Annotated in this window: 21 protein-coding genes; 14 read left to right on the forward strand and 7 right to left on the reverse strand. The window is 60.9% G+C overall.

The features are described from left to right. Positions 1–50 precede the first annotated feature (50 nt). The 3 genes from ACJ8HB_RS16745 to ACJ8HB_RS16755 form a co-directional block, all read right to left on the reverse strand. On the reverse strand, positions 51–254 hold the full coding sequence (locus ACJ8HB_RS16745; RefSeq protein ID WP_033654334.1) for a DUF1289 domain-containing protein: 204 nt from the start codon (positions 252–254) through the stop codon (positions 51–53). A gap of 64 nt (positions 255–318) precedes the next feature. Then, positions 319–1,059, reverse strand: a complete 741-nt coding sequence (locus ACJ8HB_RS16750; protein ID WP_047570777.1) for an SDR family oxidoreductase — start codon at positions 1,057–1,059, stop codon at positions 319–321. A gap of 151 nt (positions 1,060–1,210) precedes the next feature. Further along, a complete protein-coding gene (locus ACJ8HB_RS16755) occupies positions 1,211–2,155 on the reverse strand; it encodes an MBL fold metallo-hydrolase (RefSeq protein WP_047570775.1) in 945 nt (314 codons plus the stop codon). A 206-nt stretch (positions 2,156–2,361) separates the two neighbouring features. Here ACJ8HB_RS16755 and ACJ8HB_RS16760 point away from each other — a divergent pair, with 206 nt between their 5' ends. Beyond that, on the forward strand, positions 2,362–3,333 hold the full coding sequence (locus ACJ8HB_RS16760; RefSeq protein ID WP_047570774.1) for a patatin-like phospholipase family protein: 972 nt from the start codon (positions 2,362–2,364) through the stop codon (positions 3,331–3,333). A gap of 97 nt (positions 3,334–3,430) precedes the next feature. Here ACJ8HB_RS16760 and ACJ8HB_RS16765 read toward each other — a convergent pair whose 3' ends face one another. Then, on the reverse strand, positions 3,431–4,786 hold the full coding sequence (locus ACJ8HB_RS16765) for a 2-hydroxycarboxylate transporter family protein (RefSeq protein WP_033635692.1): 1,356 nt from the start codon (positions 4,784–4,786) through the stop codon (positions 3,431–3,433). A gap of 326 nt (positions 4,787–5,112) precedes the next feature. Here ACJ8HB_RS16765 and ACJ8HB_RS16770 point away from each other — a divergent pair, with 326 nt between their 5' ends. Both ACJ8HB_RS16770 and ACJ8HB_RS16775 read left to right on the forward strand, forming a co-directional pair. After that, positions 5,113–6,705 carry an ATP-binding protein gene (locus ACJ8HB_RS16770; protein ID WP_094860023.1) on the forward strand — a complete coding sequence of 531 codons (1,593 nt, stop codon included), beginning with the start codon at positions 5,113–5,115 and terminating at the stop codon, positions 6,703–6,705. A 32-nt stretch (positions 6,706–6,737) separates the two neighbouring features. Then, positions 6,738–7,424, forward strand: a complete 687-nt coding sequence (locus tag ACJ8HB_RS16775; RefSeq protein WP_016929845.1) for a response regulator — start codon at positions 6,738–6,740, stop codon at positions 7,422–7,424. A 16-nt stretch (positions 7,425–7,440) separates the two neighbouring features. Here the strand turns inward: ACJ8HB_RS16775 and ACJ8HB_RS16780 are convergent, their stop codons facing one another. Then, a complete protein-coding gene (locus ACJ8HB_RS16780; RefSeq protein WP_154610857.1) occupies positions 7,441–7,599 on the reverse strand; it encodes a hypothetical protein in 159 nt (52 codons plus the stop codon). 232 nt (positions 7,600–7,831) lie between these two features. Here ACJ8HB_RS16780 and proV point away from each other — a divergent pair, with 232 nt between their 5' ends. From proV to proX, 3 genes are all read left to right on the forward strand, one after another. Further along, on the forward strand, positions 7,832–9,034 hold the full coding sequence (gene proV / locus ACJ8HB_RS16785) for a glycine betaine/L-proline ABC transporter ATP-binding protein ProV (RefSeq protein ID WP_038872840.1): 1,203 nt from the start codon (positions 7,832–7,834) through the stop codon (positions 9,032–9,034). Further along, positions 9,027–10,133, forward strand: coding sequence for a glycine betaine/L-proline ABC transporter permease ProW (gene proW / locus ACJ8HB_RS16790; protein ID WP_033649771.1), 1,107 nt, complete (start codon positions 9,027–9,029; stop codon positions 10,131–10,133). The genes proV and proW overlap by 8 nt, the downstream gene beginning before the upstream one ends. Before the next feature lie 70 nt (positions 10,134–10,203). Then, on the forward strand, positions 10,204–11,205 hold the full coding sequence (proX, locus tag ACJ8HB_RS16795) for a glycine betaine/L-proline ABC transporter substrate-binding protein ProX (RefSeq protein WP_033635697.1): 1,002 nt from the start codon (positions 10,204–10,206) through the stop codon (positions 11,203–11,205). Positions 11,206–11,234: 29 nt separating this feature from the next. On the opposite strand, the gene ACJ8HB_RS16800 is transcribed toward proX, so the two are convergent. Next, positions 11,235–12,113 carry a LysR family transcriptional regulator gene (locus ACJ8HB_RS16800; RefSeq protein ID WP_033649770.1) on the reverse strand — a complete coding sequence of 293 codons (879 nt, stop codon included), beginning with the start codon at positions 12,111–12,113 and terminating at the stop codon, positions 11,235–11,237. Between the two features lie 105 nt (positions 12,114–12,218). Here ACJ8HB_RS16800 and ACJ8HB_RS16805 point away from each other — a divergent pair, with 105 nt between their 5' ends. From ACJ8HB_RS16805 to emrB, 7 genes are all read left to right on the forward strand, one after another. After that, positions 12,219–13,418: an MFS transporter gene (locus ACJ8HB_RS16805; RefSeq protein WP_047570768.1), complete on the forward strand. Its 1,200-nt coding sequence runs from the start codon at positions 12,219–12,221 to the stop codon at positions 13,416–13,418. Positions 13,419–13,539: 121 nt separating this feature from the next. Continuing rightward, a complete protein-coding gene (locus ACJ8HB_RS16810) occupies positions 13,540–14,286 on the forward strand; it encodes an AzlC family ABC transporter permease (RefSeq protein ID WP_047570766.1) in 747 nt (248 codons plus the stop codon). After that, positions 14,276–14,623, forward strand: a complete 348-nt coding sequence (ygaH, locus tag ACJ8HB_RS16815; RefSeq protein WP_033649768.1) for an L-valine transporter subunit YgaH — start codon at positions 14,276–14,278, stop codon at positions 14,621–14,623. Before ACJ8HB_RS16810 ends, ygaH begins: the two co-directional genes overlap by 11 nt. Before the next feature lie 161 nt (positions 14,624–14,784). Next, the gene (gene mprA, locus ACJ8HB_RS16820) at positions 14,785–15,303 is read left to right on the forward strand and encodes a transcriptional repressor MprA (RefSeq protein WP_004928879.1); all 519 of its coding nucleotides are present in this window, start codon (positions 14,785–14,787) and stop codon (positions 15,301–15,303) included. A 27-nt stretch (positions 15,304–15,330) separates the two neighbouring features. Then, on the forward strand, positions 15,331–16,782 hold the full coding sequence (locus ACJ8HB_RS16825; RefSeq protein ID WP_033635706.1) for an efflux transporter outer membrane subunit: 1,452 nt from the start codon (positions 15,331–15,333) through the stop codon (positions 16,780–16,782). Positions 16,783–16,805: 23 nt separating this feature from the next. After that, positions 16,806–17,978, forward strand: coding sequence for a multidrug efflux MFS transporter periplasmic adaptor subunit EmrA (emrA, locus tag ACJ8HB_RS16830; RefSeq protein ID WP_033649764.1), 1,173 nt, complete (start codon positions 16,806–16,808; stop codon positions 17,976–17,978). Between the two features lie 17 nt (positions 17,979–17,995). Further along, the gene (emrB, locus tag ACJ8HB_RS16835) at positions 17,996–19,534 is read left to right on the forward strand and encodes a multidrug efflux MFS transporter permease subunit EmrB (protein ID WP_047570763.1); all 1,539 of its coding nucleotides are present in this window, start codon (positions 17,996–17,998) and stop codon (positions 19,532–19,534) included. A gap of 59 nt (positions 19,535–19,593) precedes the next feature. Here emrB and ACJ8HB_RS16840 read toward each other — a convergent pair whose 3' ends face one another. Beyond that, positions 19,594–20,682, reverse strand: a complete 1,089-nt coding sequence (locus tag ACJ8HB_RS16840) for a tRNA/rRNA methyltransferase (RefSeq protein WP_004928870.1) — start codon at positions 20,680–20,682, stop codon at positions 19,594–19,596. Positions 20,683–20,889: 207 nt separating this feature from the next. Here ACJ8HB_RS16840 and trxC point away from each other — a divergent pair, with 207 nt between their 5' ends. Beyond that, a complete protein-coding gene (gene trxC / locus ACJ8HB_RS16845) occupies positions 20,890–21,309 on the forward strand; it encodes a thioredoxin TrxC (protein ID WP_047570759.1) in 420 nt (139 codons plus the stop codon). Positions 21,310–21,413: the final 104 nt, after the last annotated feature.

Raw genomic sequence — 21,413 nt, forward strand, 5'->3', positions numbered from 1 at the left:
CGTATCAGGAAAAGGCTTTCGCGGGAGTGCGACGTGTCGTGCTCCCGCGACTATGTGTTTTGCTTGAAGGCCGCACGCAGCTCAAGCCGCCGCCAGATGGCGCGTTTCTCCGCGTCGCCGGCGGTCGGCCAGGCAGCGATCTCCGCCCGCGTGCGCCGACATCCCCGGCACTGCTGGGTTTCGTCGTCGATGCGGCACAGGCTGACGCAGGGCGATCTTACGCCGTGCTGGGATTGCTGATTGTCGCCCGCCATAAACCGCCCTTGATGTGATGTGTGCCGCCACAGGATACCCGATCCGGCGGCGGCGCGTCGTCAATCAGATGATGCCGCCGTTGGCGCGCAGGGTTTGGCCGTTGATCCAGCCGCCGTCGGCGCCGGCCAGGAAGGCCACCGCCGCGGCGATATCTTCCGGCGTGCCCAGCCGCTCCAGCGGCGCCATCTTCGCCAGCCGATCGATAAGCTCCGGCGTTTTGCCGTCGAGGAACAAGCCGGTGGCGGTCGGCCCCGGCGCGACGGCGTTTACCGTGATATTGCGGCCGCGCAGCTCTTTCGCCAGCACGCTGGTCAGCGCCTCGATCGCCGCCTTGCTGGCGGCATACATGCCGTACCCCGGCTGCAGCAGCCCCACCACGCTGGAGGAGAAGTTGATGATGCGGCCGTTGTCACGCAGGCGCTTCGCCGCTTCACGCATCGTGTTGAAGCTGCCTTTCAGGTTGATGTCGATCAGGCGATCCGCGTCTTCATCGCGCATGTCCGCCACCGGCGCCAACGCAATTACCCCCGCGTTATTGACCAGCACGTCGATGCCGCCAAATGCCTGTTCGGCGCTGTCGAACAGCCGGGCGACCGCGGCTGCATCGCTGACGTCGGCTTTGGCGCCGAGCGCGCGGCCGCCGCGCTGTTCTATCTTGCGCACCAGCTCATCGGCCGGCGCCGGGTTGCCTGAATAGTTAATGATGACGGTAAAGCCGTCGGCGGCCAGACGCTCGGCGATGGCGGCGCCGATGCCGCGCGATGCGCCGGTGACGATGGCGACGGGGGGAGTTTTCTGGTGCATCGGAGATCCTTAAAGAAAACGACGAGGGTAACGTTAATCATGCACTCTTTATCGCGGCGAATAAGCCCCGATTCTCTGGCATCATCATCCCAAATTATCGAACAATGCGTCTGGACTCGTTCGATGGTCGCCCAACGGGCGGCCATCCCCGTTACAACGCGCCGTAATTCAGCGGCACCCAGCTGTACCCTTCTCCCTGGCGGTTCAGGTAGCCCAACCCTGGGAACGACAGGTGCGCGCCGCCCACCAGCTCGTTCTGCCGCGCGCTGTCGCTGAACATCCGCAGCCGTTGAGCGACCGCCGCCTTGGCGTCGCTGTCAAAGCTGATAGCCACCTTCGGATGCGGCATCTGCACCGCCGCCACGTGGATCAGATCCCCCAGCAACAGCAGCTTTTTGCCCTGGCTGGTCACCTGATAGACACTGTGGCCTGGCGTATGGCCGTGAGCGGCAAAGGCGGCGATGCCCGGCGAAAGCTCACCGTCGCCGTTGAACGGCTTAAAGTGCCCCGCCGCCTGGTAAGGCTTGATCGCCGCCATGGCCTTTTCGAAATTGCCTTTGTTCTGCGCCTTGGCCTGTTTCAACCGGTCGGCGCTCAGCCAGAAGTCCGCATCCTGGCTGGCGGCGCGCACCACCGCATTGGGGAATACCGCCTTGCCGTCGTGCGTCAGGCCGCCGAGGTGATCCGGGTGCATATGAGTCAGGTAGATCTCATCCACCTGCTCAGGCTGATAGCCCGCCGCGCGCAGATTATCCACCAGCTTGCCCAGGCCGTCGCCCAGCAGCTGGCCGGCGCCGCTGTCGATCATCACCAGCTTGTCGCCGGTATTGATCAGATAGGCATTGACCGAGGTGACCACCGGCAGGCTTTGATGCCGCTCGGCCAACCCGGCGGCGATCTGCTGCGGCGTGGTGTTGAGCAGCAGTTTGTCCGCCGGCAGGCGAATGACGCCGTCGGACAACGCGGTCACTTCAAAACTGCCCAGCATGATGCGGTAAACTCCCGGCGTCGGGGTTTTGGCCTGCGGCGCGGCGGCGCCGGCCTGTAATGACATAACGGCCAGCGCCGCGCCCAGCAGACAACGTTTCCAGAACATGATGACTCCTTGCGAGAATTGAACAGCGCTAAGTATTGACGCAAAAATCCCGATGCGCCTGTTTAATAAATTCCTTTAATAAATATATAAATAATATATTTATTATGAATAGTTTTGTTTGCCGACTCACACAACCCCAATCAATATTTTCTCGCTCGCCACTTGGTTATTTTTCTTACTCCCTAAACCAAGAGTGAGGAAATATCATGAACTATCAATTCGAAAATCTGGTCTTTGAAGGCGGCGGCGTAAAAGGCATCGCCTATGGCGGCGCGCTGGAATTGCTGGAAGCCAAAGGCATCATGCCACAGATCAAGCAAACCTCCGGCGCCTCGGCGGGCGCTATCGCCGCGCTGCTGGTCGGCTTGGGCTGCAGCTCGGCGGACGTAACCAAAATTCTGTCGGCGATGGATTTTAAAAAATTCCTCGATTATAACGGCGGCTTTTTCGGTACGCTCCACGATGCCTATCGCCTGTTCAATCAATACGGCATCGCGCCCGGCGATTATTTCTATCAATGGTCGCGCGATATTATCAAGCAATATACCGGCAAGCCGGATATTACCTTCGAGCAGTTCGAAGCGATGAAAGCGGCGAAAGGGTTCAAATCGATTTACTTTATCGGCGCCAACCTCAACAGCGGCCAGCGCGAGGTCTATTCGCATCGCACTACGCCGCGCATGAAAGTGGCGGACGGCCTGCGCATTTCGATGTCATTCCCGTTCGCCTTCGTGGCGAAGAACAACACCCTGGGCGACCTGTGCATCGACGGCGGCATGATCGACAACTACCCGGTGCGGCTGTTCGACTATGACTTCTCCGCCACGCCGCCTTACATCGACGCTTCAAGCCAGCACATCAACACCCGCACGCTGGGCCTTCGCCTGGACTCCGCCGGCGAAATCGCCCAGGCAGCCGGGCAGGCAGGTCCGCGCACGCAGGTCAACAACCTATTTGATTTCACCCTGGCGGTGGCCAACGTGATGCTGGACATCCAAACCAAGGTGCACCTGGACAGCGACGACTGGAAACGCACCGTGTATGTCGACACGCTTGACGTCGGCACGCTGGAGTTCGGCATCAGCGAGGAGAAGAAACGCGCGCTGATCGAATCCGGCCGCCGCGGCGTAGAGCGCTACTTCGCCTGGTACGACGCCGCCATGAAACAGGCGGCATAACCCCCATCCACCCCGCCCGCGCGTACGGCCGGCGCGCGGGCAAAAAAATCCCCGCGGGGGCGGGGAAAGGCAAAGTAACGCTAAGGATTTCTAGGAGTTATACGAAGAATTTGGCCAACACCAGCAGCGACAGCGAGACGTTGATCGCGCCCCCAATCCGGGTGGCGATCTGCGCGAACGGCATCAGCGACATGCGGTTGCCGGCGGTGAGGATCGCGACGTCGCCGGTGCCGCCCTGCCCGCTCTGGCAGCAGGAGACAATCGCCACATCGATAGGATGCATGCCGATTTTCTTGCCGACGAAGAAACCGGTCGCCACCAGCGCGCTGACGGTCGTGACGATCACGATCAGATTCTGTACGGTGAACGCGTCCACCAGCTCCTGCCACGGCGTGATGGCCACCCCGACCGCAAACAGGATCGGATAGGTCACGGCGGTGCGGAAGAATTTGTACACCACCTGCGAGCCTTCCTGAATGCGCGGCGACACCCCGTGCGCCAGCTTCACCGCCACGGCGGCGAACAGCATGCCCACCGGCGCCGGCAGGCCGATCAGGCGGTGCAGCAACATGCCCACCATATACAGCAGGATGGCCAGCAGCGCGCCGCAGGCGATGGTGCTGACGTCCACCTTGCCGCTGATTTTTTCCACCGCGTTCATGTCGCTGTCGCCCTGCTTGCTCGGCATCAGGCTGCCTTCGCCGGTCAGGTGCGGATAACGCTTGCCCAACTGGTTGAGCAGGCCGGCGATGACGATGGCGGTCAGGCTGCCGAGCATCACGATCGGCAGAATGCGCCCCAACGCCACGCCCTGCTCCATGTGCAGGATCGCCGCGTAGCCCATCGACAGCGGGATCGCCCCTTCACCCACGCCGCCGGCCATGATCGGCAGGATCAGGAAGAAGAAGATCTGGAACGGCTCCAGGCCCAGCGCCATGCCGACGCCCATCCCCACCAGCATGCCGACGATCTCGCCGCACAGCATCGGAATGAAGATGCGCAGGAAGCCCTGGATCAGCACCTGGCGGTTCATGCTCATGATGCTGCCGACGATGATGCAACAGATGTAGAGATAAAGAATGTTGGTCGATTTGTAGAACTTGGTGGTCGACTCCACCACCACGTCCGGCAGCAGGCCGTAGTGCACCAGTGCGGAAGGAATGAAGGTGGCGCAGATCGCCGCCGCACCCATTTTGCCGATCAGCGGCAGGCGCTTGCCGAATTCGCCGCAGGCGAAGCCGAAGAACGCCAGGGTGGCCACCATCACCACGATATCGCTCGGCAGCTTGCCTTCCAGGCAGTCGAGCAGAATCAACACGCCGGCCAGAATAAAGAACGGTAACGGAATAATCCCTACTTTATAATTATCCAGTATTCGCCACCATTTCTCGCGCAGAGGAATATCGGCGGCCTTGTCTTTGGCTACGAGGTAAGAATCATCTGTTGTGCTCATAATCTGGCCTCTTATTAGTTTGTTCAGCCATCATAGAGAAGCGCACGGATTATCTGCTGTGATTATGTTCAAAGTTAAAAAGGGTTTTTAATGGTGGTTATGGTTTCTATGGGGTTAATTAAGATTATGTAAAAACCGGCGTGGTTTTAATGGTGTTAATGCCGTTTTTATTTTAAAGCTTATCAACTTTATCGCAGACGAACAATTCTCGTCCGGTTCACTCTAATCCCGTGTGAGGGATCACAAGTTGATCGGGCGCAATATTACAGACCCCGCTTCTCGTGATAGGGTAAGGCTTCAGGATCTCTTTACGGTGGAGCTCCGCCATGCGGCTCAAACTCTCATTTCAAATCAAGCTGTTTCTGTGCCTGGTGGCCTTCTCCTGCCTGCTGTTGACCTGCATCGGCGCCTACACCTATTACCAGCTGGATGCGCAGCTGCACCGCGATCTCGGCGCCCGCGCGCAGGTGCAGGCGCGGGAAATCGCCCTCATTCCTTCGCTGGTCGACGCGGTGGAAAACAACGACGCCGCCCGAATCACTGCGCTGATGAAAAAAATCCGCGCCAGCAGCGACGCCAGTTATATCGTCATCGGCGATAATCACGCCCGCCATCTTTATCATTCCGAATATGAAGGCCGCCTGGGCACGCCGATGATCGGCGGCGATAATAAAGAGGTGCTGGAAGGGAAAAGCATTATTTCCATTCGCAAGGGCGGCATCGGCGTTTCATTGCGCAGCAAGGCGCCGATCCTGGATGAAAATAATCACGTGATCGGCATCGTTTCTGTCGGCTATTTGAAATCGCACATCGATAATTTAAATGCCAGGACGCTGACGCAAATTATCGGCTCCATCGTCCTGCTGCTGATCGCCCTGTTCGTCTTTTCCTGGCTGCTGTCGAAAAACCTCAAGCGCCAGATGTTCTGGCTGGAGCCGAAAGAGATCGCGCTGCTGGTGCGCCAGCAAAAAGCGCTGCTGGAAGCCATCTATGAAGGGGTGATCGCCATCGATCCGCAGATGCGGATCATCACCATCAACCATGCGGCGCGCGAGCTATTGGATCTGCACCAGCCCGCCGCCGGTTTGCTGGGCCGGCCGATCGGCGACGTCATTCAGGCGCAGCCGAACTTCTTCGCCGCCGCGCAGCTGGGCCAGGATACGCACGATGAGGTGTGCCGCTTCAATCACGTGCGGGTGATCGCCAGCCGGGTGCGCATCATGCAGGAGCAGGAGCTGCAAGGCTGGGTGATCAGCTTCCGCGACAAGAACGACATCAATACCCTGAGCAGCCAGCTTAGCCAGGTGAAACGCTATGCCGATAACCTGCGCATCATGCGCCACGAACAGCTGAACTGGACCGCCACGCTGGCCGGGCTGCTGCATATGCAGCGCTACGACGAGGCCATTCGCTATGTGGAAGCCCAGTCGGAGGGGGCGCAGGAAATCCTCGATTTCATCTCGCAGCGCTTCAGTTCGGCGGCGCTGTGCGGCCTGCTGCTGGGCAAATACTCCAGCGCCAGAGAAAAAGGCATCGAGCTGCGCTTCGATCCGGCCTGCCAGCTGCGGCAGATCCCGGCGGCGCTGAATGAGACCGAACTGATGTCGATCGTCGGCAACCTGCTGGATAATGCGGTGGAGGCGACGCTGCACTGCCCGGCCCCGCACGACGCGATCGAGCTTTATATCAGCGACGGCAGCGACGAGCTGGTGATCGAGGTGGCGGATCGCGGCACCGGCATCGCCGAGGAGATTCGTGATACGCTGTTTGAACAGGGCGTCACCACCAAAGCGGATAAAAGCGACCACGGCATCGGCCTGCATCTGGTCGCCAGCCACGTGGCGCAGGCGCACGGCAGCATAGAAGTGTCGGACAACGAGCCGCACGGCGCGATATTCTCTATATTTATCCCTAAATAAAACCCATAACCCGATTTTTTGAGCACCCGATTATGTCACACCAAACACTGGACGTTCTGATCGTGGAAGACGAGCCGCAACTGGCGACGCTGCACGCGGAGTTCATCGAGAAAAATTTCAACCTGCGGGTGGTGGCTTACGCCGCCACGCTGGCCGAAGCGCGGGCCAAAGCCAATGCGCATCAGCCGCGGCTGATCCTGCTGGATAACTTTCTGCCGGACGGCCAAGGCATCGAGCTGATGGAAGAGCCGGCGGTGAAGAACCCCGCCTGTTCGGTGATCTTCATCACCGCCGCTAGCGACATGCACACCTGCAGCCAGGCGATCCGCAACGGCGCCTTCGACTACATCATCAAGCCGGTATCCTACAAGCGGCTGCGCAATTCGCTCGAACGCTTCATGCAGTTCGTGCAAACCCAGCGCACCTTCAAGATCATCGATCAGGACAACGTCGATGCGCTGTACAACCTGCAGTCGAAGCAGTTCTCCAGCGAGCCAAGCGCCAAAGGCATCGAAACCAATACCCTCGAGCTGGTGCAGGCGCTGTTTATCGCCCAGCCGGCGGTGGCGCATGCGGTGGAAGACGTGGTGGAGCAGGTCGGCATCAGCAAGACTACCGCCCGCCGTTATCTGGAATATTGCGTCGCCACCCAGTTCGTGCGGGTGGAGATGCTGTACGGCAATATCGGCCATCCGCGGCGGCTGTATCGCAAGGCCTGAGGCTGCCATCTGGCTGTCATATTACGGCGATAACATAGCGCTCGACGATATCCCCCTCGATATCGGCACCTGTCGTTAAAACTGATGAAATACTGATGACTTTTACCCGGCCTCTGGTCGGGTTTTTTATTATCCGAAACGGCTGGCGCAAAAGCGAAATATCCCATTGCTTCACGCCGCGTTATTTCCCTAAAAACCAAACCATTATGGCGAATAGCGGCCGTCAATTTCGAGTCATGGGCAAAATTACCATAACTAATTAAAACCTTGATGTAAACCACTAATATCCCATTTAAATGACATTGAGGGTTGTCTCAGATATTCACTGTGTTAGGGTAAAAAGCTCTTTTATTTTGCTAAGGACAGCCCATAACGCGTTAATTAAACCAGAGGAAACAGCAAATTGCATGGCAATTAAACTCGAAGTAAAGAACCTGTATAAGATATTTGGCGAACACCCGGAACGCGCATTCAAACTGCTGGATAAAGGTCTGACAAAAGATCGGCTGTTTGAAAAAACCGGCTTATCGCTCGGCGTAAAAGACGCCACTCTGGCCATTGAAGAAGGCGAGATATTTGTCATCATGGGGCTCTCCGGTTCCGGCAAGTCCACCCTGGTACGCCTTCTCAATCGTCTGATAGAACCCACCCGCGGCCAGGTGCTGATCGACGGTGAGGACATCGCCAAAATATCCGACACCGCGCTGCGCACCGTGCGGCGAAATAAGATCAGCATGGTATTTCAGTCATTCGCGCTGATGCCGCACATGAATGTCCTGAATAATACTGCATTCGGTATGGAATTAGCCGGCATACCGCTGCAGGAACGCCAGGAAAAAGCGCTGGATGCCCTGCGCCAGGTCGGGCTGGAGAATTATGCGCTATCTTATCCAGATGAATTATCCGGCGGCATGCGCCAGCGCGTGGGATTAGCCCGCGCCCTGGCCAATAACCCGGATATATTATTGATGGACGAAGCCTTCTCGGCGCTCGATCCGTTAATTCGTACCGAAATGCAGGATGAGCTGGTGAAATTACAGGCCCAGCATCAGCGCACCATCGTGTTTATTTCCCACGATCTGGATGAAGCGATGCGCATCGGCGATCGCATCGCCATCATGCAGGGCGGTGAGGTGATCCAGGTCGGCACGCCGGACGAGATCCTGAACAACCCGGCCAACGACTATGTGCGCACCTTCTTCCGCGGCGTGGACATCAGTCATGTATTCAGCGCCAAGGATATCGCCCAACGGCGCCCGGTGACGCTGATCCGCAAAACCCCCGGCTTTGGCCCCCGATCGGCGCTGCAGCTGCTGCGCGATGAGGACCGTGATTATGGTTATGTTGTTGAACGCGGAAAGAAATTTATCGGCGTAGTGTCGATAGAGTCGCTGAAAAAGGCGCTGTCCGCCAATCAAACGCTGGACGATGCCCTGCTCGAGGCCCCTGCCGCCGTGCCGGCCGACACGCCGCTCAGCGATCTGATTTCCCTGGTCGCCCAGGCACCGTGCGCGGTGCCGGTAGTGTGCGAAGAACATAACTATCTCGGCATCATCTCCAAGGCCATGCTGCTGCAGGCGTTGGACAAGGAGGGCTCCGCCAATGAGTGACACTACGCAAACCCAAGATCCCTGGGCTACCGCACCGGCCGATACCGGCGCCGCACCCGCAAACGATGCCGCCGCCAACGCCGGCGACGCCTGGTCCAGCGCGCCGCCGCCGGCCACCCATGACGCCGCCGCGTCAGGTGCCGATTGGCTCAGCAGCGCCCCGGCGCAGCCGGAACACTTCAGCCTGCTCGATCCGTTCCACAAGGCCTGGGTGCCGTTCGATACCTGGGTCACGCAGGGCATCGACTGGCTGGTGCTGCACTTCCGCCCGCTGTTCCAGGGCATCCGCGTGCCGGTCGACATGATCCTGAGCGGCTTCCAGCAACTGCTGCTGGGCATGCCGGCGCCGATCGCCATTCTGGTGTTCTCGCTGCTCGCCTGGCAGGTCTCGGGCCTCGGCATGGGCGCCGCGACGCTGCTCTCCCTGGTCGCCATCGGCGCCATCGGCGCCTGGTCGCAGGCGATGGTCACGCTGGCGCTGGTGCTGACCGCACTGTTCTTCTGCATCCTTATCGGCCTGCCGCTCGGCATCTGGCTGGCGCGCAGCAAGCACGCCGCCAAGGTGATTAGACCGCTGCTCGACGCAATGCAGACCACCCCGGCCTTCGTCTATCTGGTGCCGATCGTCATGCTGTTCGGCATCGGCAACGTGCCGGGCGTGGTCGTGACCATTATCTTCGCGCTGCCGCCGATCGTGCGCCTGACCATTCTCGGCATCAAGCAGGTGCCGGAAGATCTGATCGAGGCCGCCGAGTCCTTCGGCGCCAGCCCGCGCCAGCTGCTGTTCAAGGTGCAGCTGCCGCTGGCGATGCCGACCATCATGGCCGGCGTGAACCAGACGCTGATGTTGGCGCTGTCGATGGTGGTCATCGCCTCGATGATCGCCGTCGGCGGTCTGGGCCAGATGGTGCTGCGCGGCATCGGCCGGCTGGACATGGGTCTGGCCGCCGTCGGCGGGGTCGGCATCGTGATCCTGGCGATCATTCTCGATCGCCTCACCCAATCGCTGGGGCGCGATCGCCGCAGCAAAGGCATCGGCCGCTGGTATCGCCGCGGCCCCATCGGGCTGCTGACTCGCCCGTTCATCAAACAAGCCTGACGCTTTTCCCGCCGGCGGCTGCGGCCCCGGCGGGCTATGACACCACCACATCGAAAAAAGGGGAAACACTATGCGCACTACGGGCATCTGGGCTCTCGCCCTGACGACGCTGATTGGCTCACAGAGCGTGAGCGCGGCAGATTTACCCGGCAAGGGGATCGCGGTACAGCCGGTGCAAAGCACCATTTCCGAAGAGACCTTCCAGACGCTGCTGGTCAGCAAGGCGCTGGAAAAACTGGGTTACGACGTGAAAGAACCGCGTGAAGTGGATTACAACGTCGCCTACACCTCGATCGCCTCCGGCGACGCGACCTTTATCGCGGTCAACTGGGATCCGCTGCACGCCGATCAGTACAAGGCCGCCGGCGGCGACGCCAAGTTCTACCGCGAAGGCGTCTACGTCAACGGCGCCGCGCAGGGCTACCTGATCGACAAGAAGACCGCCGAGCAATATCACATCACCAACGTCGAGCAGCTCAAGGATCCCAAGATCGCCAAGCTGTTCGACACCAACGGCGACGGCAAGGCCGATCTGACCGGCTGCACCCCGGGCTGGGGCTGCGAAGCGGTGATCAACCACCACATCAAGGCCTACGGCCTGAGCAACACCGTCGAGCACAACCAGGGCAACTACGCGGCGATGATCGCCGACACCATCACCCGCTACAAAGAGGGCAAACCGGTGCTGTATTACACCTGGACGCCGTACTGGGTCAGCGATGTGATGGTGCCGGGCCGCGACGTGGTCTGGCTGCAGGTGCCGTTCTCCTCCCTGCCGGGCGAGCAGAAGAACGTCGACACCAAGCTGCCTAACGGCGCCAACTACGGCTTCCCGGTCAACACCATGCGCATCGCCGCCAACAAGCAGTGGGCCGAAGCCAATCCGGCGGCCGCCAAGCTGTTCGCCATCATGAAGCTGCCGATCGCCGACATCAACGCGCAAAACCTGCGTATGCATGAAGGCCAGGCTTCGGAAGCCGACATCCAGAACCACGTCAACGGCTGGATCAAGGCGCACCAGGCGACCTTCGACGGCTGGGTGAAAACCGCCGCCGAGGCGGCGAAGCCGTAACCGATCGGGGGCGCCGCATCCGCCGCCCCCTACCCCGCCATATCGATGCCGCTGAACTGTAAAAAACGTGCGGCGGCGTTTGACAAGGGCTGCGGCCAGATGCAATACACCTGGCGTCGCGGCCCGTCTTCAATCGGAATCGACACCAGCGTGCTTAGGCGTTGCGCGGTCGAGATCGGTACGATGCCCGCCGCCAATCCGCGCCGCACCAGATTCTCCAACCATTCGATATGATCGATTTCAAAACTGACGTGCCGGCGGATGCCCGCCGCCTGGAAGGCGCGATCGGTTTGGCGCCGCGCGCCGGTGCCGCTGTAGAAATCCACCAGCGGCACTTCCGCCAGCGCCTGCAGGTTCACCCGCTCGCGGTTGGCCAGCGGATGCTGCGGCGCCACCAACGCCACCAGCGGCTCATCGGTCAACTGCCGGTGCGACATCGGCAGCAAATCGACGTCGCCGGGCCAGATGCCGACGAACGCCATATCGCACTTCTGCTGACGCACGTCCTCCAGCAGGGCTTCGCTCATGCCGACGTACAGGCGGATGTTCACCGCCGGATAGTGGCGATGAAACTTGTCGAGCTTTTCGGTCAGATCAATCGCGTTTATGGTTGAAATGGTGCCGATGGTCAAGGTGCCGGACACCGCATCCCCGGCGGCAGTCACCTCTTCCACCAGCGCCTGCTGCGCCGCCAGCAGCCGCTGCGCCGAGGGAATGAAAGCCTGGCCGGCGGGGGTCAATCGTACCCGACGCGAGGTGCGCTCAAACAGCGTACAGCCCAGCTCTTCTTCCAGTTTGGCGATCTGGTGGCTGAGCGCCGACTGCACCGTATGGCAGCGCTGCGCCGCCCGGGTGAAGCTCTGTTCCTCCGCCACCGCCAGCGCATAGCGGATCTGTTTCAGGTTCATGGCATCTATCTTGAAATGAGATAAATCAAATGAAAATTATACATTGGTTTCCGCAGACGCATTGCCGGATACTGCGCGCTATCTTCTTCCCGTGATGAAAAAATCATGAACCAACAAAACGTCCACCCGGGCCTCAGCCCGGCGCTGACCGTGCTGATCGCCATCGCTACCGGCCTGGCGGTCGCCAGCAACTATTACGCGCAGCCGCTGCTGGAAACCATCGCCACCGGCTTCAATCTGTCGGTCAACCAGGCCGGCTTTATCGTCACCGCTGCGCAGCTCGGTTACGCCACCGGCCTGCTGCTGCTGGTGCCGCTCGGCGATATGTTCGAGCGCCGCGGGCTGATCGTTTTCATGACGCTGCTGGCCGCCGGGGGCATGCTGATCACTGCCACCTCCGCCACGCTGCCGATGATGATTCTCGGCACCGCGCTCACCGGGCTGTTCTCGGTGGTGGCACAGATCCTGGTGCCGCTGGCCGCCACGCTGGCTCACCCGGAAAAGCGCGGCAAGACCGTCGGCATCATCATGAGCGGCCTGCTGCTCGGCATCCTGCTGGCGCGCACCGTCGCGGGCGCACTGGCGTCGTTCGGCGGCTGGCGCACCATCTACTGGGTCGCCAGCGTGCTGATGATCCTGATGGCGCTGATCCTGTGGCGCGCGCTGCCGCGCTATAAGCAGCACTCCGGGCTGAACTACCCGCAGCTGCTGGCCTCGATCTTCAGCCTGTTCTGCCGCACGCCGCTGCTGCGCACCCGCGCCATCCTCGGCGCCCTGTCGTTCGCCAACTTCAGCGTGCTCTGGACCTCCATGGCCTTTCTGCTCGCCGCGCCGCCGTTCAACTACTCCGAGGGGGTAATCGGGCTGTTCGGCCTGGTGGGCGCCGCCGGGGCGCTGGCCGCTTCGCGCGCCGGGCATCTGGCGGACAAGGGCAAGGCCGGGCTGACCACCACCGTCGGCCTGGTGTTGTTGCTGCTGTCCTGGATACCCATTGCGTTGGCTAAACAATCGCTGTGGGCGCTGATCGCCGGCATCCTGATCCTCGATCTGGCGGTGCAGGCAGTACATGTCACCAACCAGAGCGTGTTGTACCGCATCATGCCGGACGCGCGCAACCGCCTGACCGCCGGCTACATGACCAGCTACTTTATCGGCGGCGCCCTCGGTTCACTGCTCTCCGCCTCGGCGTATCAGCATGCCGGCTGGTACGGCGTGGCCGCCGCCGGCGGGGTGTTATGCCTGCTCAACCTGCTGACCTGGTGGCTCGGCAAGCACCACGATCCGCAGGGGCCGGCGGCAATCTGATTATCGTGCAAATAGTAACTTGAGAAATTTATTAGCGGTGCAGGGTATAAACATTACTTACTCTCTGGTAATGTTCTGGCCATAAACTATTGAAGTCCTATCTACCCTGCGACCCACAACCATGCAAAGCCAAGCTGCAGACAGCCTCAATCCGCCCGCCGTCAGCGCCACCTTCGCCAACGGCGTCGTCGACAGTTTGCCGATCGTCATCGGGTATGTCCCGGTGGCGTTCGCCTTCGGCCTCAGCGCCGTCAAACTGGGCTTTTCCCCGCTGGAAAGCATTTTCTTCTCCTGCATCATCTACGCCGGCGCCAGCCAGTTCGTGATCACCGCCCTGCTGAGCGCCGGAATGTCGCTGTGGGTCTCCGCGTTGACGGTGATGGCGATGGACGTGCGCCACCTGCTGTACGGCCCGGCGCTGCGTCACCGCATCGTCTCGCGCATGTCGCCCGGCAAAACGGCGATGTGGGCCTTTGGCCTGACCGATGAAGTTTTCGCCGCCGCGACCGCCAGGCTGATGCGCAATAACCGCAGCTGGAGCGAAAGCTGGATGCTGGGCATCGCGCTCTGTTCCTGGCTCTCCTGGGTCGCCGGCACCGCGCTCGGCGCGCTGTTCGGCAACGGCCCGCTGGAGCAGTTCCCGGTGATCGAAGCCTCGCTGGCCTTCATGCTGCCGGCGCTGTTTCTCAGCTTCCTGCTGGCCGCCTTCCGCCGCCCGCAGAGCCTGACTATCGCCGCCGCGCTGGCCGGCGCGCTGCTCGGCGTAGTGCTGTTCTCCATTCCGGTTGCCATTTTGGCCGGCATCGGCGCCGGCTGCATCGCCGCCCTGTTCCAGCCAGCCCCTGCGGAGGCCCCCCATGAACACTGATGTGCTGGCGATCGGTCTGGTGGTGGGCTGCGCCAATTACCTGTTCCGTTATCTGCCGCTGCGGCTGGCGCCGGCGCGCGCCCAGCCCGGCCTCAAACGCGGTAAAGCCGCCCTGCTGCTCGACAGCATCGGCATCGCCTCGATCTGCGCCCTGCTGGTGGTCTCCAGCACGCCGGTGGTGATGCGCGAACCGGACAAGCTGCTGCCGACGTTGGTGGGGTTCGCCGCGCTGGCGCTGTGCTTCTACCGCAGCAAAAGCATCATTCTGTCGACGCTGCTCGGCGCGACGGCCTTTGGCGTCACATTAAAGCTGTTAATGCTTTTCGGTCCGGGCTGACGCCGCTCCGATCGTTTGGCTTCACTTTGGCGTTTTCAGGCGCCACATCTTTACAAACACTGACAAATGACACGAATTGCTAAATTATCCGCACGGCTGAACATTTACATTATTAGTCACCGTCGTTACTATCTCGAACGAAATTAATGAGGCCCTAAATTATGGAAAGCTCGTTTGCCCCCATAGAACAAATGCTGAATTTCCGCGCCACGCGGCAGAAAGATTTCCCTTATCAGGAAATCCTGCTGACCCGCCTGTGCATGCACATGCAAGGCAAGCTGCTGGAAAACCGCAATAAGATGCTCAAGGCGCAGGGGATTAACGAAACACTGTTTATGGCGCTGATTACCCTGGATGCGCAGGAGAGCCACAGCATCCAACCTTCTGAGCTAAGCTCTGCCTTGGGCTCCTCGCGCACCAATGCGACCCGCATCGCCGATGAGCTGGAGAAACGCGGCTGGATCGAGCGCCGGGAAAGCGACAACGATCGCCGCTGCCTGCATCTGCATCTGACACCGCAGGGGGAAGAGTTTCTCAGTCAACTGCTGCCGCCGCAGCACCAATGTCTGCATTTCCTGTGGTCCACGTTGACCGACGATGAGCAAAAACAGCTGGAACAGCTGACGCGCAAATTGCTGGCACGTCTGGATCAAATGGAAATCACAGAACAGTTACCCTAATTCACAATTTCTGTTCAGGTACCTATTATGCGATCCCCATTTAACTGGAGATTCACCCCGCTGTTCGCCGTGTTGCTGCTGGCCGGGTGTGCTTCGACCGATAATATTGCCCCGCAATCCACGCTGATGGATCCGCAGAGCCTGCAGTTGGCTCAGCCAAAAGTCAGTTCGCTGGCCGTCAGCCCGCAGTGGTGGCGCGCCCTCAAGGATCCGCAGTTGGATACCCTGATGACGCAAACGCTGCAAAGCTCGCCGACCCTGCGGCAGGCCGCCGCCCGCGTGCGCGAAGCGCAAAGCGTGGTGGGCGAAGCCAGCGCCGCCAACGGGCCGAACCTGGATCTGAACGCCAGCACCCAGCGCCAGCGCGTGCCGCAAAACGTCAATATGGGGTTGGGGTATCCGCATAAGCCGATCTATTCAAGCTCCAACTCGCTGGGGTTGAACCTGGCGTACGAGTTCGACTGGTGGGGCAAATACCGCAACCAGGTGAACGCCGCCAAAGCGCAGGTCAACGCCGCGCGCGCCGAGCAGGAACAGGCGGCGCTGACGCTGACCAGCTCGGTGGCGTCCGCCTACTATCAGCTGCAGAGCAATCTGGCGCTCGAGAAGCTGCTGCAACAGGAAGTGAACAACAATGAGCGCCTGACCGCGCTGCGCCAACAGCGCTATCAGGCCGGCCTGACCGGCGTCGACGTGCCGCAACAAACCCAGGCGCAGTCCGACGTCGCCAAGCAGCAGATCCTGCAGCTGCAGTCGCAGATCGAGCAGCTCCGGCACCAACTCGCCGCGCTGGCGGGCCAGGGGCCGAACGCCATGCAGCACCTGCGTCAGGTGCCTTTGCCTGCAGACAACCTGATGGCGCCGCAGGGCGAGCTGACGGCGGATCTGCTGGGCAAACGCCCGGACATCGCCGCGCAACGCCAGCTGGTGGAGTCTTACAGCCAGCGCGTCAGCGCCGCACGTAAAGAGTTTTACCCCAGCCTGACCATTTCAGCCTTCGCCGGCCTGATGACCACCAATACCAGTGGCACCAGCCCGAATCTGTTTGAAGCGGCCAGCCAGGCCTGGAACGTGATGCCGGCGATTTCGCTGCCGATCTTCCACGCCGGGGCGCTGCGCAGCAAGCTGGGCGAGGAATCCGCGCTGTATGACGAAGCGGTGGAATCCTACAACCAAACCATCCTGAATGCGGTACAGGAAACCGCCGACGCCATCACCATCCAGCAGAGTTCTGCGCAACAGCAGCTGCAGGCGGCGTCCGCGGCCCAGTCGATGCAACAGGTGTATCAGGTCGCCAACGCCCGTTACCAGGCAGGGATTATCGGGCGCGACGATCTGTTGACCAGCCAGACGCAGCTATTGCAGCAGCAACAGGCGGAGTTGAATGCCAGCAGCAACTTACTGCAGGCGAAGATAGGACTGATCCGTGCGCTGGGCGGTGGCTATCAGGCCCCGGCCGCAGCGGATTCGAAAGCATAATAATATAAGGCTTGGAGAACACCATGAGCGCAAGCGCGGAAATCCAAAACCCGCAGCAGCCGAGCGGCAAAAAGAAGCAGCGTAAATTTTGGCTGCTGTTGCTGACGGTTATTTTCATTGTTATAGGGGTGGCTTACTTAGTGTATTGGTTCCTGGTGCTGCGTCATCATCAGGAAACCGACGACGCCTACGTCTCCGGCAACCAGGTGCAGATCATGGCCCAGGTGTCCGGCAGCGTGAACAGCGTCAATTTCGACAACACCGACTACGTCAAGCAGGGCGACGTGCTGCTGACGCTCGATCCGACCGATGCCGAGCAGGCATTTGAACGCGCCAAGACCGGCCTGGCCAACAGCGTGCGCCAGACCCACCAGCTGATCATCAACAGCAAGCAGTATCAGGCCAACATCGCCCTGCGCAAGACCGATCTGAGCAAGGCCGAGAACGATCTGAAGCGCCGCGTGGTGCTGGGCAGCGTTGACGCCATCGGCCGCGAAGAGCTGCAACACGCTCGCGATGCGGTCGACAGCGCCAAGGCCGCGCTGGAAGTGGCGGTGCAGCAATACAACGCCAATCAGGCGATGGTGCTGAACACCCCGCTGGAACAGCAGCCGGCGATCCAACAGGCCGCTGCGCAAATGCGCGACGCCTGGCTGGCGCTGCAGCGTACCAAAGTGATCAGCCCCATTACCGGCTATGTCTCGCGCCGCAGCGTGCAGGTCGGCGCGCAGATCGCCGCCGGTTCGCCGCTGATGGCGGTGGTGCCGGCCGATCACATTTGGGTTGACGCCAACTTCAAGGAAACCCAGATCGCCAACATGCGCATCGGCCAGCCGGCGACGGTGGTCAGCGACGTCTACGGCGACGACGTGGTGTATCAGGGCAAAGTGGCCGGTATCGACATGGGCACCGGCAGCGCCTTCTCGCTGCTGCCGGCCCAGAACGCGACCGGTAACTGGATCAAAGTGGTGCAACGTCTGCCGGTGCGTATTGAGCTCGACGCCAAGCAGGTGGCCGACCATCCGCTGCGCATCGGTCTTTCTACGCTGGTGACCGTCGACACCGCCAACCTGGACGGCCGCGTGCTGGCCGACGTGGTGCGCGACAAACCGCTGTACCAGAGCGACGCGCTGGCCTTGAACTTGGCGCCGGTTAATCAGCTGATCGCCGACGTGATCCATGCGAACGCCGGCTAAGCGCGCGGGAGGCCATCTTGCCACAGAAACCGCTTGAAGGCGCCCAGCTCGCCTGGATGACGGTCGCGCTCGCCATGGCGACCTTCATGCAGGTGCTGGACTCCACCATCGCCAACGTGGCGATCCCCACCATTGCCGGTAACCTCGGGTCTTCCAACTCCCAGGGCACCTGGGTGATCACCTCGTTCGGCGTGGCGAACGCCATCTCGATCCCGATCACCGGCTGGCTGGCGAAGCGCATCGGCGAAGTGCGGCTGTTCCTCTGGTCCACCGCGCTGTTCGTCCTCGCCTCCTGGCTGTGCGGCATCTCCAACAGCCTCGGCATGCTGATCTTCTTCCGCGTGATCCAGGGTGTGGTGGCCGGGCCGCTGATCCCGCTGTCGCAGAGCCTGTTGCTGAACAACTACCCGCCCGCCAAGCGAGCGATGGCCCTGGCGCTCTGGTCGATGACCGTTATCGTCGCGCCGATCTTCGGGCCGATCCTCGGCGGTTACATCAGCGACAACTATCATTGGGGTTGGATCTTCTTCATCAACATCCCGATCGGCGCCTTTGTTATTATGGCGGCGATGGCGACGCTGAAGGGGCGAGAAACCAAAACCGAGATCAAACCGATCGATACGGTTGGCCTGGTGCTGCTGATCGTCGGCATCGGTTCGCTGCAGGTGATGCTCGATCAGGGCAAGGAGCTGGACTGGTTCAACTCGACCGAGATCATCACCCTGACCGTCGTGGCGGTGGTGGCGTTGCTGTTCCTGGTGGTCTGGGAGCTGACGGACGACCACCCGGTGGTGGATCTGTCACTGTTCAAGTCACGCAACTTCACCATCGGCTGCCTGTGCATCAGCCTGGCCTACATGCTGTACTTCGGCGCCATCGTGCTGTTGCCGCAGCTGCTGCAAGAGGTATACGGCTATACCGCCACTTGGGCGGGGCTGGCGTCGGCGCCGGTCGGGCTGATCCCGGTGCTGCTGTCGCCGATCATCGGTAAGTTCGGCAACCGGCTCGACATGCGCAAGCTGGTGACCTTCAGCTTCATCATGTATGCCGTGTGCTTCTACTGGCGCGCCTATACGTTTGAGCCAGGCATGGACTTCGGCGCTTCGGCCTGGCCGCAGTTCGTCCAGGGTTTCGCCATCGCCTGCTTCTTCATGCCGTTGACCACCATCACGCTGTCCGGCCTGCCGCCGGAACGCATGGCGGCGGCGTCGAGCCTGTCGAACTTTACGCGAACGCTGGCGGGTTCGATCGGTACCTCGATCACCACCACCCTGTGGACGCAGCGCGAATCACAGCACCATTCGCAGCTGACGGAGTTCGTCAATCCGTACAACCCGCAGTCGCAGGAGATGTACCGGCAGCTGGAGCAGCTCGGCATGAGCAAACAACAGGCGTCGGCATATATCGCCAACGAGATCACCGCGCAGGGCCTGATCATCTCCGCCAACGAGATCTTCTGGCTGTCGGCCGGGGTGTTCCTGGTGCTGCTGGTGCTGGTGTGGGTGGCGAAACCGCCATTCAGCTCCGGCGGCGGTGGGGGCGGCGGCGCTCACTAAGCTTCAATAAACGAAACGGGCGCCCTGGGGCGCCCGTTTTTTATCCGACGTAGAACAGATTACGCCTGATTCTGACGCCACCAGTCCGCCAGCAGAATGCCGGTCGCCACGGAAACGTTCAGGCTTTCCACCTTGCCGGTGCCGCCGATAGACACGTTCATGTCGCCCTGCTGCCAGGCACTGTCGCTCAGACCGTCACGTTCCTGGCCCAGCACCAGTACCATCTTGGCCGGCAGCTTGGCCTGCGCCAGCGCGGTGCCTTTATGGCTGGAGGTGGTAACGATGGTGTAACCCGCCTTGCGGAAGGTATCCAGCACCGACAGGAAATCATCGGCGTTGATCGCCTTGATGTGCTCAGCGCCGCCTTCTGCGGTACGCACCGCCGCGCCGGACTCCAGCAGCGCCGGATCCTGCAGCAGCACGCCGTTGACGCCGAAGTGGGCGCACGAACGGACGATGGCGCCCAGGTTATGCGGGTTGCCTACTTCTTCCAGCGCCAGCACGCAGTCGGTCGCCGGGGCGGTTTTCAGGTAGGTCTGCGCGTCCAGCCCCTGACGTTTTTTGATCAGGAAGCACACGCCGCCGTGGTGCTCGGTGCCGGAAGCCTTGGCCAGCTCTTCCTCATCCACCACGTGGTAAGCCTTGCGGTTGGCCGCCATCCAGCGCAGCGCTTCGCGGAAGCGCGGGGTGACCGACTGCACGAACCAGGCGCGCACGATCGCTTCCGGGCGGCTGGCGAACAGCGCCTGACAGGCGTTTTCACCGTAAACGCGGGTTTCTTCCGCGCGCTGGCGGCGCAGTTGCTCAGGATCGATAAAGCTTTTGCCGCTGATGCCGCCGTGATCGAATGCCGGCTCTTCATTCGGCGCGCGCGAGACGGTTCTCCACGGCGACTCGTTGCCGCCGCGATCTTCAGAGCGCGCCGGACGGCGAGGACGATCGCTTTCACTGCGGCGGGAGTCGGCGCCGCGGCGATCGTTGCCGCCGCGCGCCTTGTCTTGACCGGTGCGGCCCGAGCGCGCACCGTCAGCCGGACGGCCTTTGCCGGCCGGACGTTTATTCTTGTTGCGGTCGTCGCCGTTGTCATCGTCACTGCGGACGTACATCACTTTGACTTTACCGTTCTTGCCACTAAATGAATCGTTCATTGTCTTCTCCACCAACGCGCAGGGCGCGAAGATTACCTGATGTTGGTGCACGAAGCCACCAACTTGCGCTAAAAGCTCCCAACTATCACATCCATTGAACAAACCTCATTGTTCATGCGTCGGGTTTTGCCGATAATTGTCAGCATTAAAGAAACATCTCCGCAACCGCATTGCGGGGACCATGCTTTCTCTGTACCCGAGGTCAACATGAATACAGTTTGTGCAGCTTGCAATGCCACCAACCGCGTGCCGGAAGAACGTCTGGCGGACAACGCGAAATGCGGCCGCTGCGGCCATGAGCTCTTCGACGGTGAAGTGATCAACGCCACCGCCGCCACGCTGGACCAGTTGCTGCAGGACGATCTGCCGGTCGTGGTCGATTTTTGGGCGCCGTGGTGCGGCCCGTGCCGCAGCTTTGCGCCGATCTTTGAAGACGTGGCCGAAGAGCGCGCCGGCAAAGTGCGCTTCGTGAAAGTGAACACCGAAGCCGAGCCGGAGCTGAGCGCCCGTTTCCGCATCCGCAGCATCCCGACCATCATGGTGTTCCGTCAGGGCAAAGTGGTCGATATGCTCAACGGCGCGATGCCGAAAGCGCCGTTTGACAACTGGCTCAACGAGTTAGTGTGATTCGGCAAGTATAGGCCGTATCCCGCCATCGCGCGCGAACGCGCCCCGATCGAGCCCGCCCCTCCCGGCGGGCTTTTTTCTGCGTTACAATGGCGGTTTTTCCC

The organism is Serratia sp. CY27727 (assembly GCF_052169275.1).
Lineage (GTDB): Bacteria > Pseudomonadota > Gammaproteobacteria > Enterobacterales > Enterobacteriaceae > Serratia > Serratia sarumanii.

Excerpts from the sequence above, each read along its gene's own strand:
- ygaH (WP_033649768.1), top strand. The coding sequence starts at position 14,276 with ATGAACACTGATGTGCTGGCGATCGGTCTGGTGGTGGGCTGCGCCAAT.
- proW (WP_033649771.1), top strand. The coding sequence starts at position 9,027 with ATGAGTGACACTACGCAAACCCAAGATCCCTGGGCTACCGCACCGGCC.
- ACJ8HB_RS16775 (WP_016929845.1), top strand. The coding sequence starts at position 6,738 with ATGTCACACCAAACACTGGACGTTCTGATCGTGGAAGACGAGCCGCAA.
- ACJ8HB_RS16755 (WP_047570775.1), bottom strand. The coding sequence starts at position 2,155 with ATGTTCTGGAAACGTTGTCTGCTGGGCGCGGCGCTGGCCGTTATGTCA.
- ACJ8HB_RS16760 (WP_047570774.1), top strand. The coding sequence starts at position 2,362 with ATGAACTATCAATTCGAAAATCTGGTCTTTGAAGGCGGCGGCGTAAAA.
- ACJ8HB_RS16770 (WP_094860023.1), top strand. The coding sequence starts at position 5,113 with ATGCGGCTCAAACTCTCATTTCAAATCAAGCTGTTTCTGTGCCTGGTG.
- ACJ8HB_RS16800 (WP_033649770.1), bottom strand. The coding sequence starts at position 12,113 with ATGAACCTGAAACAGATCCGCTATGCGCTGGCGGTGGCGGAGGAACAG.
- ACJ8HB_RS16805 (WP_047570768.1), top strand. The coding sequence starts at position 12,219 with ATGAACCAACAAAACGTCCACCCGGGCCTCAGCCCGGCGCTGACCGTG.
- trxC (WP_047570759.1), top strand. The coding sequence starts at position 20,890 with ATGAATACAGTTTGTGCAGCTTGCAATGCCACCAACCGCGTGCCGGAA.
- ACJ8HB_RS16765 (WP_033635692.1), bottom strand. The coding sequence starts at position 4,786 with ATGAGCACAACAGATGATTCTTACCTCGTAGCCAAAGACAAGGCCGCC.
- ACJ8HB_RS16750 (WP_047570777.1), bottom strand. The coding sequence starts at position 1,059 with ATGCACCAGAAAACTCCCCCCGTCGCCATCGTCACCGGCGCATCGCGC.
- ACJ8HB_RS16825 (WP_033635706.1), top strand. The coding sequence starts at position 15,331 with ATGCGATCCCCATTTAACTGGAGATTCACCCCGCTGTTCGCCGTGTTG.
- ACJ8HB_RS16810 (WP_047570766.1), top strand. The coding sequence starts at position 13,540 with ATGCAAAGCCAAGCTGCAGACAGCCTCAATCCGCCCGCCGTCAGCGCC.
- ACJ8HB_RS16745 (WP_033654334.1), bottom strand. The coding sequence starts at position 254 with ATGGCGGGCGACAATCAGCAATCCCAGCACGGCGTAAGATCGCCCTGC.
- proV (WP_038872840.1), top strand. The coding sequence starts at position 7,832 with ATGGCAATTAAACTCGAAGTAAAGAACCTGTATAAGATATTTGGCGAA.
- mprA (WP_004928879.1), top strand. The coding sequence starts at position 14,785 with ATGGAAAGCTCGTTTGCCCCCATAGAACAAATGCTGAATTTCCGCGCC.
- proX (WP_033635697.1), top strand. The coding sequence starts at position 10,204 with ATGCGCACTACGGGCATCTGGGCTCTCGCCCTGACGACGCTGATTGGC.
- emrA (WP_033649764.1), top strand. The coding sequence starts at position 16,806 with ATGAGCGCAAGCGCGGAAATCCAAAACCCGCAGCAGCCGAGCGGCAAA.
- ACJ8HB_RS16840 (WP_004928870.1), bottom strand. The coding sequence starts at position 20,682 with ATGAACGATTCATTTAGTGGCAAGAACGGTAAAGTCAAAGTGATGTAC.